Here is a 13,671-nt window from a genome sequence, read left to right on the forward strand (position 1 = left end):
CGGCGGTTTCGAATTCAGGGCTTTGTCGGAGTGCGCGAGCGGAACCAGCCGCCGTCGCTCATCCAGTCGGCCAATCGGTCGGGCCAGTGCAGGATCGAGATCCGCTCGGACTTCGTGCCGAGATTGAAGCCGTGATCGGTGTCGGCGAACAGATGCAGCTCCGCCGAGACGCCGGCATTCCGCAACTGCGTGTAGAGCGTCATCACCGGCGGCGTGCAGCAGGCATCGAGGCTGCCTGCGGCAAGGAAGGCCGGCGGCGCACCCGCGGGAAGCCTGGCCGGGGTGCCGAGCGGGCCGGGATAGATCAGGATCTGGAAATCGGGACGGGCGCTGGCGCGATCGATGGCGTCCATGGCGGGCATGGCGGGAAGGGGATTGTCGGCGACCAGCGACACCAGTTCACCGCCAGCGGAGAAGCCCATCACGCCGATCCTTGCGGGATCGATGCCGTACTCGGCCGCGTGGCTTCTCACCCAGCGCACCGCCCGCGCCAGATCCGCCGTGGCCTCACGCTCGATCGCGTAGGTCGAGCCAGGCTCGCGAGCCAGGCGATATTTGAGCACGAAGGTCGTGACGCCGTAGCGGTTCAAGGCCTTGGCCGGGCCGACGCCCTCGTTGATCCAGACCAGCATATGGTGCCCGCCCCCAGGCACGACGATCACCGCGCTGCCATTGGCGTGGCCGGGGGCCGCCGGATAGACGGTCAGCGACGGCGCATGGACATTGTGGACATAGGTGTTCTCGATCCGCTCAGGCTCGCCGCGATGGGCTTCCGAGCCCGGAGCGCCGGCCGGCCAGAGTGGGACCGAGACCGGCTCGGCGCTTTGCGCCGCCACCGGCGCGTGCACGGACAGCAGCAAGGCTGCGGCAAGGAGGAGCATTCGGTGGGGCAAGAGTTTCTCCTTATCTCAGGGCAGCGCATGCTGTTCGGGCGGGCTGCCATCAATGGCCATTACAACCTTGGTCGAGATCATCAGGGCTGGCGCTGGTCGGATGCGCTCGACAGCCACGGCTTCGTCACTGCCGAGCCGGGCGAACGGGTGTTCATCGCCAACAGCTCGGAGAACAGGACCTATCGCGGACTGATCGGCGAGGGCGGCCGGGTGACCGATCTCACGGTGTTCGCCGAGCGCGATGGCGAAAGCGTTGCGCGGCAAGCTACGGGGAACGTCTATATCGCCTATGGCCAGGTCTTCGTCCACGCGCCCGACGGTACGCTCACCCGGCGGATCGACGTTCCCGAACGCCCGCTGCAATCGCTGTTCGGCGGTGCGGATGGGCGGACCTTGTTCATCCTGACCCATCATTCGCTCTACGCGCTGGTGCCCTGAGGGCAGGCGGGCGCACGCCCGCCGTCCCCCAGGTCAGGGCTTCGCTTGACCCTCGACTTAACGCTGAGCCATCAAGTCGCGGCCGCCGAGCGCATGGGCGGCGATCGCGACCTGGGTCCGATTGCGGACATTGAGCTTGCGCATCAACGCGGTCATGTGCGCCTTCACCGTTGCCTCGGCGATGCCGAGATCGAACGCGATCTGCTTGTTGAGCAGGCCGGAATGAACGCCGTGCAGCACCTTCAACTGAGTGGGGGTGAGCGTCTCGAATGCCGCCGTGTCGGCCACAGTGGCGGCGGGCTCCATGATCCCTTGCATGCCATCCTCCCTCAACCGGCCGAAACCGGAACGCACCGGCGGGTGCATGGGACTCATGCCGCCCGCGGAACTTGATCGGTCCGAACCGCGCCGCTCTGGTCAGAATCAGTTGGACAGATCCACACTATGATCCCACCAAACGGGGGGGATCAAGCCATTTCTGTTGCTGAACGGCATAAACCTGTCCTACAGCTTCGATCCGGCGGGGCGGTAACCGGGGGACATCAAAATGACAGCGTTGGACATCTGATGCGCCGGTTGGATGCCTCCTGTGCGCGGGGCGCCTCTCGAACCGCGGGGCGACGAGCGGCGACCTTCCCCGACGGGCTCGCCTTTGCGGCGGCACCGGGTTACCGTGGCCGACCATGACCGCGCCCGGGACTTTGTCATGCTCGTCAAGCCGCCGATGAACGAGGGACGTCTCGCGGACCGCGCCTATACGGGCATCGTCCAGATCATCAACGACGACAATCTCGTGGCCGGCGATCGGCTGCCCTCGGAAGCGCGGCTCGCCGAGATGTTCGGCATGTCGCGCACCATCGTTCGCGAGGCTTTGGTGCGGCTGGCATCGGACGGCATCACCGAAGCGCGGCGCGGCGCCGGCTCTTACGTCAAGCGCCGCCCGTCGGCGCGGCTTGGCGCTCATATGCCGATGGCAGAGCTCGCCGCGACGCTCGGCACCTATGAAGTGCGCTTCGTGCTGGAGGCGGAAGCGGCGCGGCTCGCGGCGCACCGCCGGTCGAGCGAGCAGATGGCGAATATCGAGGACCATCTCGCGGCGCTGCGCACCGCCTTGCTGTCCAGCGCACCCGCCCATGACGAGGATTGGCTGCTGCACCGCGCGATCGCCGAGGCGACGGCGAACACCGCCTTCGTATCGATCTTCGATCATCTTCACGACGAAGTCGAAAAGATCCTCAAGGCGGGGGTCGAGATCTCGCGGTCCCGCCCTTCCGAGGTGATCGCGGCGATGATGGGTGAGCATGATGCGATCGTCGACGCAATCCGGGCGCAGGACGGGGACGGTGCCGCCCTGGCGATGCGCTGGCATCTGTCCCAGGGCCGCAAGCGGCTGATGCCCTGAAGGCGCTGCTTACGACCAAGGTCGCGGTCGTTGGCCGTCGCCGGACGGATTACTCCACGAAATCAGCGGTCGAGGAGGGTGGCAATGCGCCTCTCGTCGTCGGGCGTGATCAATGAAGAGGGCGAGACTTTCGTGACAACCAGGCTGATCGTTGCATTGCTGTTGATGGGGGGCGCCGCACCGGCGCTCGCGGCGACCCCGTCGAGCTTCACGGCGATTCCCGCTGATCCGCGCGCGGTGACGGTCACGGCCGTCGGCGACGGAGTTGCGGACGACAGCGCAGCGATCCAGGCGGCGATCGATGCCGCCGAGGCCAAGGGCGGCGGCGGCATCGTGTTCCTTCCGGCAGGCCGCTACCGGATCAGCAGGACCCTGTTCGTGTGGCCCGGCGTGCGGGTGTTCGGCGCTGGCAGGACCCGGCCGGTCGTGCTGCTCGGCGCCAACACGCCCGGCTTTCAGCGCGGGGTCGGTTCGATGGTCTTCTTCACCGGCAATCGGCCCGGCGGGGCCGCACCCGGCCCCGGCGGCGTGGTCGCGCCACCCAAGGTGCCGGTGCCGCCGCCGACCAGCGTGCCGTTCAACCCCAATATCGCCGACGCCAATTCCGGCACCTTCTACTCGGCGCTGTCCAACATTGATTTCGAGATCGGCGAGGGCAATCCGGCGGCCACGGCGGTGCGTTTCCACACGGCCCAGCATGCCTTTCTCAGCCACATCGACTTCCGATTGGGCTCGGCGCTCGCCGGCATCTACCAGGTGGGAAATGTCGGCCAGAATCTGCGCTTCTTCGGCGGGCGCTACGGCATCCTGACGGAGAAGCCCTCGGCAGCCTGGCAGTATACGCTTCTCGATTCCGAGTTCGACGGCCAGCGCGATGCTGCGATCCGCGAGCACGAAGCCGGGCTCACCCTCGTCAACACCGTGTTCCGCAACGTCCCCGTCGGGATCGAGATCGACGAAGGCTATGGCGACTGGCTGTGGGGCAAGGACGTCCGGTTCGAGAATGTCGCCCGGGCCGGCGTGATCATCAGCAACGAAGGCAATGCCTATACCCAGATCGGGTTCGACAATGCGGTTGCCAGCGGCACGCCGGTCTTCGCCCGGTTCCGCGACAGCGGCAAGACCGTTTCGGGCCCGTCCGCGCGCTATCGAGTCAAGGAATTCACCTACGGCCTCACCGTCCCTGCGCTCGGCCAGACCGGCCTTTTCGAGACGCGGATGGACGCGGCGCCCATGCGGTCGCTGCCGGCCCGCCGCCGGCCCGCGATCCGCGCATTGCCGGCGATGTCCGCCTGGGCCAATGTGCGCACTCTCGGCATCAAGGGCGACGGCAGCAGCGACGACACTGCCGCGCTCCAGCGCGCGATAGACACCCACCGGGTGCTCTATTTCCCGGCCGGATTCTACCAGGTCAGCGACCGCCTGACCTTGCGGCCCGACAGCGTCCTGATCGGCCTGCATCCGAGCCTCACCCGGATCACGCTCGGCGACGACAGCCCTGCCTATCGCGGCATCGGCAGCCCGCGCGCTTTGCTCGAAAGCGCGCGTGGCGGCAATGCGATCGTCTCGGGGCTCGGCCTCGACACCGGCGGCATCAACCCGCGTGCGACCGCCTTGCTGTGGCGGGCCGGCGAAACGTCGCTGGTCGACGACGTGCGCTTCCTCGGCGGCCACGGCACCAACGCCGCCGACGGCACCCGCATCGATCCCTACAATGCCAACCACACAGCCGACCCCGATCCGCGCAAGCGCTGGGACGGCCAATATACCAGCCTTTGGGTCACCGACGGGGGTGGAGGCACCTTCAACAATCTGTGGACTCCCAGCACTTTCGCACAGTCCGGCATGTTCGTCTCGAACACCAGCACGCCGGGCTTCGTCTACGAAATGTCGGCCGAGCATCATGCCCGTGCCGAGATCGTGCTCGACGGCGTGCGCAACTGGGAGTTCCTGGCGCCGCAGACCGAGGAGGAAGCCGGCGAAAGCCGCAACGCCGTGTCGCTGGAGGTGCGCAATTCGCGCAACATCTTGTTCGCCAATTATCACGGCTACCGGGTCACCCGCTCGCTCCAGCCGGCGCCCGCCGCGGTGCGGCTCTACGGATCGACCGACATTCGCTTCCGCAACGTCCATGTCAACGCGGAGAGCGGGTTTGCCACGTGTGACGCGAACGGTTGCGGCACCTATTTGCGGGCGAGCAAATATCCGTACGAGAATGCCATCCAAGACATGACCAGCGGCCTCGAAGTGCGCGAACGCGAGTTCGCGGTGCTCGACATCACCAACGCGCCGGCACCGCCGGCAACGCCGACGCTCGCCCCGGTCCGCAAACTCGCCGACGGTTTCTACTCGGCCGGCGGCGGCGCGGTCGACGCCGACGGCAAGCTCTACTTCGTCGACCGTTACTTCCAGCGCATCCATGGCTGGTCCGCCGCGGAAGGGCTGTCGATCGCCGCCGACGCACCGCTCGATCCGGTCAACCTCGCCGTCGACAAGAGCGGCAATCTGCTCGTCCTGTCCTCGGACCGACCCGAGGCGACGGTCTATGCCATCGAGCCGGGAAAGCCCGAGAAGGTGGAGACGATCGCGCCGACGCCGGTCTCGGATCGCAGCGGCCGCCGGGTCGCACTGCCTTCGAGCTTCTGGAACAATGGCGAGTTTCGCGATCAATATGATCCGGCGACGGACCGGTTCACCACACTGGCCGAGATGTTCGCGCGCGACATGGCGGTGCCCAAGGCGCGCGAATATGTCTCGCCAGACGGCAGCCTGGTTCTGCCCGCCTACCGCGTCTGGCAGCAGGGCCCGACCAATTTCCTCGGCTGGCGCTTTTCCGACACGCTCGACACCTACGGCTTCGTCACCGGCAGTGTCGGCGACCGGGTATTCGTCAGCAACGGTTCGGAGGACCGTACCTATAGCGGTCTGCTCGGACCGGGCGGCGCGGTGACCGAGCTCAAGCCCTTCGCCAACCGGGGCGGCGAGAGCGTGGTGCGCGGATCGGACGGCCGCGTCTACATCGCCAACGGGCAGATCTTCGTGTTCAACGCCGACGGTAGCGAAGCCGGCCGGATCGACGTGCCCGAGCGTCCACTTCAATTGCTGTTCGGCGGACCCGGCGGGCGCACCCTGTTCATCCTGACCCATCACAGTCTTTACGCTGCGGAGCCCTGATTCAGCCTCGGCGGCAGCAAGTCCTCTCAGCGCCGCCTTTGGACCCGTTCCCGAATGCACGCCATTCCGGAACGGGTCCCTTTTTTCGGTGCCGCGTCGTCAGGCCTGAACGCTGGTCACAGCCCAGCCGTAAGCGCGTATCCGCCAGCAGCCGTCTTCGCGAACCAGCAGGAACGACCATCCGCCATGCTCGATGAACGGCACGCCGTCGCGAATGCCGGTCCACATGGTCGGCAGGGTGAAGAACGCCTGATCGGCGCTGGGGGCATAATCCTGGGCGGCGCCGAAGCGATGCCGGAGCTGGTCGATCTTGCCGACATGCGCGGCCATGAGCCTTCGCCATGCGCCAAGGCCCCCTTGCCCCTGGAAAAGGTGCGGCGCGAAATTCTCCAGGATGGTGACCTCGTGTTCCGAGAACAATCCATCGAGAAGGCTCTCGTCATTGCTCTCGAGGAAGCGCGCGAGCGCCTGGGGAACCGCCAACATGGAGGCGTGTGGACCTGGCGGCTCGCCCTGCGTCATGATGCCCTCCTCGAAATCTCGCCCCGCTCGGCGGTTCCTCATAGCCGCCGGGCCGCCGGCGGCAAACGCACGGGACCGACCGCGCACCACGAATGCGTGCCGCGCCTGCGCCGGGTTGACCGGAGAAGAGGGCGGCGCCAATGCTTCAGTCATGTCCGACCAGAATGACGCCATTTCCGAGCTCTCCTTCGAAGCCGCGCTGAAGCGTCTCGAGGAGATCGTCCGCCGGCTGGAGAGCGGCGACGCGTCGCTCGACGAGTCGATCCAGCTCTATGGCGAAGGCGATCGCCTCCGCCAGCAATGCGAGGCCAGGCTACAGGCCGCGCAGGCCAGGATCGAGAAGATCCAGATCGGCCGCGAGGGTCAGCCTTCGGGCACCGCGCCGTTCGATCCCGCCTGAGTTCGCGCGCCATGGCCGACACAATTCTCGATCCGGCGTTCGAGCGCATCCGTACCGAGATCGACAGCCTGTTCGACGCCTTGCTCGCCGTCCCGCCGGATCCGCGGGCGCGATTGTTCGAGGCGATGCGCTACGCGGCGATCGGTGCCGGCAAGAGGCTGCGGCCGTTGCTGGTTACCGCTTCGGCCGGCCTGTTCCATGTCGATCGTCAGAGGGCGCTGCGGGTCGGCGCCGCCGTCGAGGCGATCCACGTCTACTCGCTGATCCACGACGATCTGCCGTGCATGGACGATGACGACATCCGTCGCGGCAAGCCCACCCTGCACAAGGCCTATGACGAGGCGACCGCAGTGCTGGCCGGTGACAGCCTCCACGCGCTCGCCTTCGAGATCCTCGGCGACGATGCGACCCACGAGGACCCGTTCGTGCGGTCCGAGCTGATCGGCGAGCTTGCCCGCGCGGCCGGTCCGTCGGGCATGGCCGGCGGGCAGATGATGGACATGGTTGCGGCCGAGAGCGCGCTCGATCTCAGCGCGGTGACCCGCCTGCAGCAATTGAAGACCGGTGCGCTGATCGGCTTCTGTCTCGAGGCCGGCGCGATCATGGGCCGGATTCCGCCCGAGGGCCGCACCAAGCTGCGCGGCTATGCGCGCGACGTCGGCCTTGCCTTCCAGATCGCCGACGATCTCCTCGACGAGGAAGGCGAGGAGGAGAAGACCGGCAAGAAGGTCGGCAAGGATCGGGATCAGGGCAAGGAGACGTTCGTCACCCTGCTCGGCCGCGATCGTGCGCGGCAGCAGGCCGAATTGCTGGTCGCCCAGGGCATCGAATATCTGGCGAGCTACGGCGCCGAGGCGGATTTGCTGCGGGCGATCGCGCGCTTTGCGGTCGAGCGCGACCACTGACGCGCACTTCGACAAGCGCCGCGAAGCGCGCTAGATCGGCGCGCGGTTCCGGGGAGGTATCATGAGAATTGGCGTCTATCCGGGTACGTTCGACCCGATCACGCTCGGCCATATCGACATCATCCGCCGCGGCGCCAAGCTCGTCGACCGGCTCGTGATCGGAGTCACCACCAATCCCTCCAAGTCGCCGATGTTCACGGTCGAGGAGCGAATGGAGATGGTGCTCCGCGAACTGGCCGACATGCAGGGCGTGATCTCGGTCGTGTCGTTCGATTCCCTGCTGATGGATTTCGCCGAGCGGCAGGGCGCCTCGATGATCGTCCGCGGCCTTCGCGCCGTTGCCGATTTCGAATATGAATATCAGATGGCGGGCATGAACCAGCAGCTCAATGCCGCGATCGAGACCGTCTTCCTGATGGCCGACGTGTCGCTGCAGCCGATCGCGTCACGGCTGGTTAAGGAGATCGCGCTCTATGGTGGGGACATCGGCAAGTTCGTGACTCCGAGCGTGGCGCTGGACGTCGCTGCGCGGGTCGAGAAGCTCGGCCGCAAAGGCTCTTGATCCTCGCCGCCCCCAGGGGCACAATGCGAGATACCCGGGGAATATGGAATTCATGCGTATCAAGGTACTTGTCGCCCTGTTGATGGGCTTTTTCTTTGCGGGCGCGCTGTCCGCGCAGCAGCCCGCGGCAACGCCGTTTGTGCCGCCGCCGCTCGATCCGGAAAACACTCTGGTGCTCGATCTGTCGACCGGTGGCCGCGTCACGATCCAGCTCCGTCCGGATGTCGCGCCGGGTCATGTCGAGCGCTACAAGACGCTCGTCCGCCGCGGCTTCTATAACGGACTCGCGTTCCACCGCGTGATCGATGGCTTCATGGCGCAGGGCGGCGACCCCAAGGGCGATGGCAGCGGCGGCTCCGATCTTCCTGATCTCAAGGCCGAGTTCAACGCGCTGCCGCATGTGCGCGGGACCGTCTCGGCGGCCCGCACCGATGCGCCCGACACCGCGAACAGCCAGTTCTTCATCATGTTCGCGCCGCGCTTCAGCCTCGACAACAAATACACCGTCTTCGGCCGGGTGGTCTCGGGGATGAACTATGTCGATGCGATCGAGCGCGGCGAGCCGCCGATGAACCCGTCGCGGATCATCAAGGCCTCGATCGGCGCCGACAATGTCCCCCCGGCGACTCCTGCCGAGGTTGCCGCCGTCATGGCCGCCCACCAGGCCGCGCCGCCGGCGGGACCGACCTTGCTGCCGATCCAGGGCGGTCCGAACGGGGCAGCAGCCCCAGCGCCGGCGTCCGCTCCCGAGCCCCAGGCGCCGCAGACCGCAGCGCAGCCGGCGCCTGAACCTGCGCCAGCGCCCACGCCGTCGCCCCAGGGTACGCCCAGGCAGCAATAATGTGCGCGTCGATCTCTTCGATTTCGAGCTTCCGCCCGAGCGGATCGCGCTGAGGCCGGCGGAGCCGCGCGACAGTGCCCGGCTCCTGCGCGTCCGGCCCGACGGCCTTGCCGATCACATCGTTTCCGATCTGCCGCAGCTGCTGCAGCCCGGCGACGTGCTCGTGTTCAACGACACGCGAGTCATTCCCGCCCAACTCGAGGGGCGCCGCGGCGACGCGCGCATCGGTGCGACCCTCCACAAGCGGGAAGGGCCGCGCGACTGGCGCGCCTTCGTCCGCAATGCCAAGCGGGTCCGGGACGGCGACCGGATCGAATTCGGCGCTGGGGTCAGTGCGCTTGCCGGGGCGAAGGCCGATGACGGATCGATCCTGCTCTCCTTCGAGGGCGACGAGCCGGTCGAGATCCTGCTCGAGCGCGCCGGCCGGATGCCGCTGCCGCCCTACATTGCCGCCCGTCGCGAGGCGGACGCGCGCGATGCCGAGGATTACCAGACGATGTTCGCCCGCGAGAAGGGCGCCGTCGCCGCGCCGACCGCAGCGCTGCACTTCACGCCGGGCTTGATCGAGGCGCTGGCCGCGCGCGGCATCGCGCACGAGACGCTGACCCTCCATGTCGGCGCCGGCACCTTCCTGCCGGTCAAGGCCGACGATACCGACGATCACCGCATGCACAGCGAATGGGGCCGGATCGACGCCGCCACCGCCGACCGCCTCAATGCCGCGCGCGCTGGCGGCGGCCGCATCGTCGCCGTCGGCACCACCTCGCTCCGCCTGCTCGAAAGCGCCACCGACGAGGATGGGATCGTCCGTCCGTTTGAAGGCGATACGGCGATCTTCATCACTCCCGGCTACCGCTTTCGCGCCGTGGACGGCCTGCTGACCAACTTCCATTTGCCGCGATCGACACTGTTCATGCTGGTTTCGGCGCTGATGGGCCGTGAGACGATGCAGGCCGCTTACGCGCATGCGATCGCGGAAGAGTACCGCTTCTACAGTTACGGCGACGCCTCGCTGCTGCTGCCCTGAGCAGGGTGGAAGAGGCTGCGGCCGGGATCGACGGGAGCACGGAACGGCGGCGAGCTTCGCCGGTTGAGTCCACAGATCCTGCTGGAGAAGAAAGCGGATGCCGGGCATTTCCGAAGCGAAGATCCTGATCATCGCCACCAACGGCTTCGAGGATTCGGAGCTCATCGATCCCCTGAACACGTTGAAGCAGCGTGGGGCTGCGGTGACGCTTGCCTCACTCTCCCGAGACGAGATCGAGGGCGACAAAGGTGCGCGGATCGCTCCGGACGTGGAGATCGGCGACGTCGATGCCGACGCCTTCGACGCGCTGCTGCTGCCCGGCGGGACCAAGAACCCGGACAAATTGCGCACCGAGGACACGGTTGTCGCGATGGTGCGGACGTTCGTCGAGGCGGGGAAGCCGGTCGCTGCGATTTGCCACGGCCCCTGGCTGCTCGCAGAGGCGGACGTGATCCGCGGCCGCACGCTGACGAGTTGGCCCTCGATCCGCACCGACCTCAGGAATGCGGGGGCGAACGTCGTCGATCAGGAAGTGGTGCGGGACGGCAATCTGGTCACCAGCCGCAAGCCGGACGATATTCCCGCCTTCACCGAGGAATTCATCCGTCTGGTCGAAGCCGCCGACGCGCCGCTGGCGACGACCTGACCGTCGTCCCGTCCAAGACGTCTCGACAGGAGGATCCACGGCGAAGCTCAGCGCGGACGAACGCAACCACCTCGACAAAGGTGCCTTCGCCTTCCCGAAGGAGCGCAAGGAGCCGCTCGAAAATGCGAGCCACGTTCGCAACGCCATCGCCCGCTTCAATCAGGTGAAGGGCGTCAGCGACGAGGAGCGCGACGCCGCCTGGAAGCGGATCAGGGCGGCTGCCGCGAAGTACGGAGTCGAGGTCGGCGAAACGAGCTGGCGCGAGATCGGGCGCGACTAGCGGCGATTGCGCGCTATCGGTTTTGGCGACGTTCGCCGCCCCTTACGCACTCGGCCGCGCCAGCGAGTCCAGCATCGCGCTGATGTGGGCGCGCATGTCCGGATCGCGGGTTATCTCGAGTAGGGCGCTGAGGCTGGCGCGCGCGGCGGCGGGATCGTTGCCGATCAGTTCAAGCCGGGCGCGCTCCCACCAGGCCTGGCTGTTTTCCGGCGCGACCACCGTCATCCGCTCGAAAAGGGTCAGCGCACGGTCCGGATCGCTGGCGGCCTCGGCGCGGGTCGCCTCGTTGATCAGCAGCCGGACCAGCATCGCCCTGTTCGACATCGGCGAGAGATGCTCGGCCGACGGACTGACGTCGGTACCGAGCGCGTGCGAGAGCAAGGTGGCGAGGCGGTCTGCGTTGACGATGGTGCCGCCGTTGAACGGATCGATCAGCAATGGCGCGGTATCCTGGCCGATCCGGACCAGCACATGGCCGGGCGTGTTCAAGGCGTCGGCCGGCCAACCGATCCGCCGGGCGAGGCCGACATAAAGGATCGACAGGCTGATCGGCAGGCCGCGCCGCCTGTCGATGACCCGGATCATGTCGACATTCTGGCGATCGTCATAGGCCTCGCGATCGCCATCGAAATCGTAACTGGCGCCGATCACTTCGGCGAGCGCCAAAGCCTGCTCGGGCGCGGTAACGGCGGCCGCGCCGGTTTCGGCGAGTTCCTCCGCAATCTCGGACAGAATGTCGAAATAGGAATCGAGATCCACGCCGGGATGATCGAGCGCGGCAAGCTCCAGTGCCGCTATTTCCGGAGCGATCAGTTCTTCGTCGACGAGGCCGAGATGGGCGATTTCGAAGTTCATGCGGTTTGGACGTCCGGAGGCCTGGACGGTTCCGCCGGGTCAGATCCGAGACGCGTGGGTTACTCGGCTGCGATCGCGAGCGTGTCCCTGACCCGCGCCGCCGTCGCGACGACGCGGTTACGCCCGGCATGCTTGGCTTCGTAGAGCGCGGCATCGGCCGAGGCGATCAGGTCCCGGACAGAGGAGTCCGTTTCCGGAGACGCGGCGACGCCGAAGGACGCGGTGATTCGCACGCCATGGATATCGGACAGGGCTTCGACCCGTGCCCGCAGCGTTTCAGCTTTCGCTGCCGCATCTTCCAGAGTGCAGTCCGGCAGCAGCACGATCAATTCCTCGCCACCATAGCGGCAGGCGATGTCGGTCTCGCGAAGCCCTTCCTTGATCGTCTGCGCGACCGCGCGCAGCACGGTGTCGCCGAGCAGGTGGCCATGTTCGTCATTGAGGCGCTTGAAGTGATCGAGATCGATCATCACCAGGCCAACCGGCGTCCCGGTGCGGGCAGAAAGGAGTACGAAACGATCGAGCATGTCTTCCATGTAGCGGCGATTGTAGAGCCCGGTAAGCGGATCGCGCAGTGCCTGGTTGCGAAGCTTCTCGCGCAGGGCGATGTTGGAGAGCGCAAGCGACATCGCATCGGCGAGAGCTGAAATGATGCCGCCATTCGCCTTCTGATCCGGCACGGAATTGGTGTTCAGACTGGAGAAGGTGAGCAGGCCGTACAATTCGCCGCGTGCCATCATTGGAACTTCTAGCACCTGCTGGTCACCGCTATGGTGGGCGCAGGTCAGGGAAAATGGTGCATCGGTGTTGACGTGAGGTTTGCCGCGCTTCAGCGCCCAACACGCGCCCGGCGCGATCGACTGCTGGTCCGCACGTTCGCCATTCCACTCGGTGAGGAGGTCGAGGCGGTCGCGGGAATTGTTGAAAACGTACAGGCATCCGTGGAGGTCCGGAAGCAGGCGGCTCGCGGATGAGCGCAACACGGCGTTGGCGTCCTCGTAGCCGGTCGCGCTTTGCAGGATGTCAGCCATCTCGAACAGGATCTTGACCCGGCCATGCGCTTCCAGCGCTTGGGTCATCGCTTCACGCCGGCCATTCGCCTCGCTGCGGCCGAGCCGGAAGGCGACGAATAGGCAGAGCACGGTCAATCCGCCGCTCACGATCTGAAGCGCCAGCACCACCGTCCGCCCAGTGGAGATATTCGCCTCGAGCCGTTCGCCATGGGCGTTGCGAGCGGCAAGGTAATCGTTGATCTCCCCCCGCACCCTCTCGACCATTCCGTGCATGCCGTCGCTGACCAGCAAATTGTGCGCTTCCGCGGCCCGGCCGTCGCGGCTGAGCTCGATGCCCTTGATCCAGGCTGCATCGAGCAACTGCAGGGTTTGCGACGCTGAGGGTGTGTCGCGCCGAACCCGGAATGCGTCCAGGCGGCGCAGCGTATCGGTGTCCTCGGCTTCCAGAACCCGCGAAGCCAAGTGGAATTCCTGAAGGTGGTCGAGATCGTCGGTCAGGAGATAGTCCTCCACCGCGGACTTCTTGTCGACCAGCGCCTGCTGCACGATCCGCATTTCACGAGTCTGATTGCGAAGCTCGATGACCGCCTGCTGCTGCCGCGACGTGTAGACGAAGCCGGCGAGTTGGGTGACCAACATCACCAGCATGAGGGCGATCACGGCCGCCGGCATGTGTCGGCGGGCAAATGAGGCAGGTGCCTCCGCGGCGGCGT

The 13,671-nt window shown here is 66.5% G+C and carries 14 protein-coding genes and 1 pseudogene; 10 read left to right on the forward strand and 5 right to left on the reverse strand.

Annotated features, from left to right (window positions below; genetic code table 11):
• Window positions 1-14 precede the first annotated feature (14 nt).
• A complete protein-coding gene (locus C7I55_RS01140; RefSeq protein ID WP_233221974.1) occupies window positions 15-893 on the reverse strand; it encodes an alpha/beta hydrolase in 879 nt (292 codons plus the stop codon).
• Between the two features lie 75 nt (window positions 894-968).
• Between C7I55_RS01140 and C7I55_RS28650 the strand changes: the two are divergent.
• Window positions 969-1,331 (forward strand): annotated as a pseudogene (locus tag C7I55_RS28650) (SMP-30/gluconolactonase/LRE family protein); the annotation flags it as partial.
• 57 nt (window positions 1,332-1,388) lie between these two features.
• On the opposite strand, the gene C7I55_RS01150 reads toward C7I55_RS28650, so the two are convergent.
• Entirely contained in the window at window positions 1,389-1,649 is a 261-nt protein-coding gene (locus C7I55_RS01150; RefSeq protein ID WP_106511059.1) for a helix-turn-helix domain-containing protein, read from the reverse strand.
• Between the two features lie 406 nt (window positions 1,650-2,055).
• On the opposite strand from C7I55_RS01150, the gene C7I55_RS01155 reads away from it, so the two are divergent.
• Window positions 2,056-2,733 carry a FadR/GntR family transcriptional regulator gene (locus C7I55_RS01155; protein WP_106511615.1) on the forward strand — a complete coding sequence of 226 codons (678 nt, stop codon included), beginning with the start codon at window positions 2,056-2,058 and terminating at the stop codon, window positions 2,731-2,733.
• Between the two features lie 165 nt (window positions 2,734-2,898).
• Window positions 2,899-5,907, forward strand: coding sequence for a glycosyl hydrolase family 28-related protein (locus C7I55_RS01160; protein WP_233222035.1), 3,009 nt, complete (start codon window positions 2,899-2,901; stop codon window positions 5,905-5,907).
• A gap of 99 nt (window positions 5,908-6,006) precedes the next feature.
• Here C7I55_RS01160 and C7I55_RS01165 read toward each other — a convergent pair whose 3' ends face one another.
• Complete coding sequence (locus C7I55_RS01165; RefSeq protein WP_106511061.1) at window positions 6,007-6,429, reverse strand: hypothetical protein; 423 nt, start codon at window positions 6,427-6,429, stop codon at window positions 6,007-6,009.
• A gap of 151 nt (window positions 6,430-6,580) precedes the next feature.
• Here C7I55_RS01165 and C7I55_RS01170 point away from each other — a divergent pair, with 151 nt between their 5' ends.
• The 7 genes from C7I55_RS01170 to C7I55_RS29355 all read left to right on the forward strand — a co-directional run bounded on the left by C7I55_RS01170 (window position 6,581) and on the right by C7I55_RS29355 (window position 11,090).
• Window positions 6,581-6,829, forward strand: coding sequence for an exodeoxyribonuclease VII small subunit (locus tag C7I55_RS01170; RefSeq protein ID WP_106511062.1), 249 nt, complete (start codon window positions 6,581-6,583; stop codon window positions 6,827-6,829).
• An 11-nt stretch (window positions 6,830-6,840) separates the two neighbouring features.
• Window positions 6,841-7,734, forward strand: coding sequence for a polyprenyl synthetase family protein (locus C7I55_RS01175; protein WP_106511063.1), 894 nt, complete (start codon window positions 6,841-6,843; stop codon window positions 7,732-7,734).
• 61 nt (window positions 7,735-7,795) lie between these two features.
• Entirely contained in the window at window positions 7,796-8,296 is a 501-nt protein-coding gene (gene coaD, locus C7I55_RS01180) for a pantetheine-phosphate adenylyltransferase (RefSeq protein ID WP_106511064.1), read from the forward strand.
• A gap of 82 nt (window positions 8,297-8,378) precedes the next feature.
• Window positions 8,379-9,137 carry a peptidylprolyl isomerase gene (locus tag C7I55_RS01185; RefSeq protein WP_233222036.1) on the forward strand — a complete coding sequence of 253 codons (759 nt, stop codon included), beginning with the start codon at window positions 8,379-8,381 and terminating at the stop codon, window positions 9,135-9,137.
• Window position 9,138: 1 nt separating this feature from the next.
• Window positions 9,139-10,164 carry a tRNA preQ1(34) S-adenosylmethionine ribosyltransferase-isomerase QueA gene (gene queA, locus C7I55_RS01190; RefSeq protein WP_106511065.1) on the forward strand — a complete coding sequence of 342 codons (1,026 nt, stop codon included), beginning with the start codon at window positions 9,139-9,141 and terminating at the stop codon, window positions 10,162-10,164.
• 97 nt (window positions 10,165-10,261) lie between these two features.
• Entirely contained in the window at window positions 10,262-10,810 is a 549-nt protein-coding gene (locus C7I55_RS01195) for a type 1 glutamine amidotransferase domain-containing protein (protein ID WP_106511066.1), read from the forward strand.
• Window positions 10,740-11,090: a DUF6582 domain-containing protein gene (locus C7I55_RS29355; protein ID WP_332888405.1), complete on the forward strand. Its 351-nt coding sequence runs from the start codon at window positions 10,740-10,742 to the stop codon at window positions 11,088-11,090. The genes C7I55_RS01195 and C7I55_RS29355 overlap by 71 nt, the downstream gene beginning before the upstream one ends.
• Window positions 11,091-11,132: 42 nt before the next feature.
• On the opposite strand, the gene C7I55_RS01205 is transcribed toward C7I55_RS29355, so the two are convergent.
• Together C7I55_RS01205 and C7I55_RS01210 are read right to left on the reverse strand one after the other, a co-directional pair.
• On the reverse strand, window positions 11,133-11,945 hold the full coding sequence (locus tag C7I55_RS01205) for a SirB1 family protein (RefSeq protein ID WP_106511067.1): 813 nt from the start codon (window positions 11,943-11,945) through the stop codon (window positions 11,133-11,135).
• Between the two features lie 59 nt (window positions 11,946-12,004).
• A complete protein-coding gene (locus tag C7I55_RS01210) occupies window positions 12,005-13,618 on the reverse strand; it encodes a GGDEF domain-containing protein (protein ID WP_233221975.1) in 1,614 nt (537 codons plus the stop codon).
• Window positions 13,619-13,671 lie beyond the last annotated feature (53 nt).

The sequence above is a fragment of the Allosphingosinicella deserti genome (genome assembly GCF_003012735.1).
In the GTDB taxonomy this organism is placed as follows: domain Bacteria; phylum Pseudomonadota; class Alphaproteobacteria; order Sphingomonadales; family Sphingomonadaceae; genus Allosphingosinicella; species Allosphingosinicella deserti.

What these genes read in the sequence shown, in the direction of transcription:
- C7I55_RS01195 (WP_106511066.1), top strand. Translation starts at nt 10,262, where the DNA reads ATGCCGGGCATTTCCGAAGCGAAGATCCTGATCATCGCCACCAACGGC.
- C7I55_RS01155 (WP_106511615.1), top strand. Translation starts at nt 2,056, where the DNA reads ATGAACGAGGGACGTCTCGCGGACCGCGCCTATACGGGCATCGTCCAG.
- coaD (WP_106511064.1), top strand. Translation starts at nt 7,796, where the DNA reads ATGAGAATTGGCGTCTATCCGGGTACGTTCGACCCGATCACGCTCGGC.
- C7I55_RS01185 (WP_233222036.1), top strand. Translation starts at nt 8,379, where the DNA reads ATGGGCTTTTTCTTTGCGGGCGCGCTGTCCGCGCAGCAGCCCGCGGCA.
- C7I55_RS01205 (WP_106511067.1), bottom strand. Translation starts at nt 11,945, where the DNA reads ATGAACTTCGAAATCGCCCATCTCGGCCTCGTCGACGAAGAACTGATC.
- C7I55_RS01160 (WP_233222035.1), top strand. Translation starts at nt 2,899, where the DNA reads ATGGGGGGCGCCGCACCGGCGCTCGCGGCGACCCCGTCGAGCTTCACG.
- C7I55_RS01150 (WP_106511059.1), bottom strand. Translation starts at nt 1,649, where the DNA reads ATGCAAGGGATCATGGAGCCCGCCGCCACTGTGGCCGACACGGCGGCA.
- C7I55_RS01165 (WP_106511061.1), bottom strand. Translation starts at nt 6,429, where the DNA reads ATGACGCAGGGCGAGCCGCCAGGTCCACACGCCTCCATGTTGGCGGTT.
- C7I55_RS01170 (WP_106511062.1), top strand. Translation starts at nt 6,581, where the DNA reads ATGTCCGACCAGAATGACGCCATTTCCGAGCTCTCCTTCGAAGCCGCG.
- C7I55_RS01175 (WP_106511063.1), top strand. Translation starts at nt 6,841, where the DNA reads ATGGCCGACACAATTCTCGATCCGGCGTTCGAGCGCATCCGTACCGAG.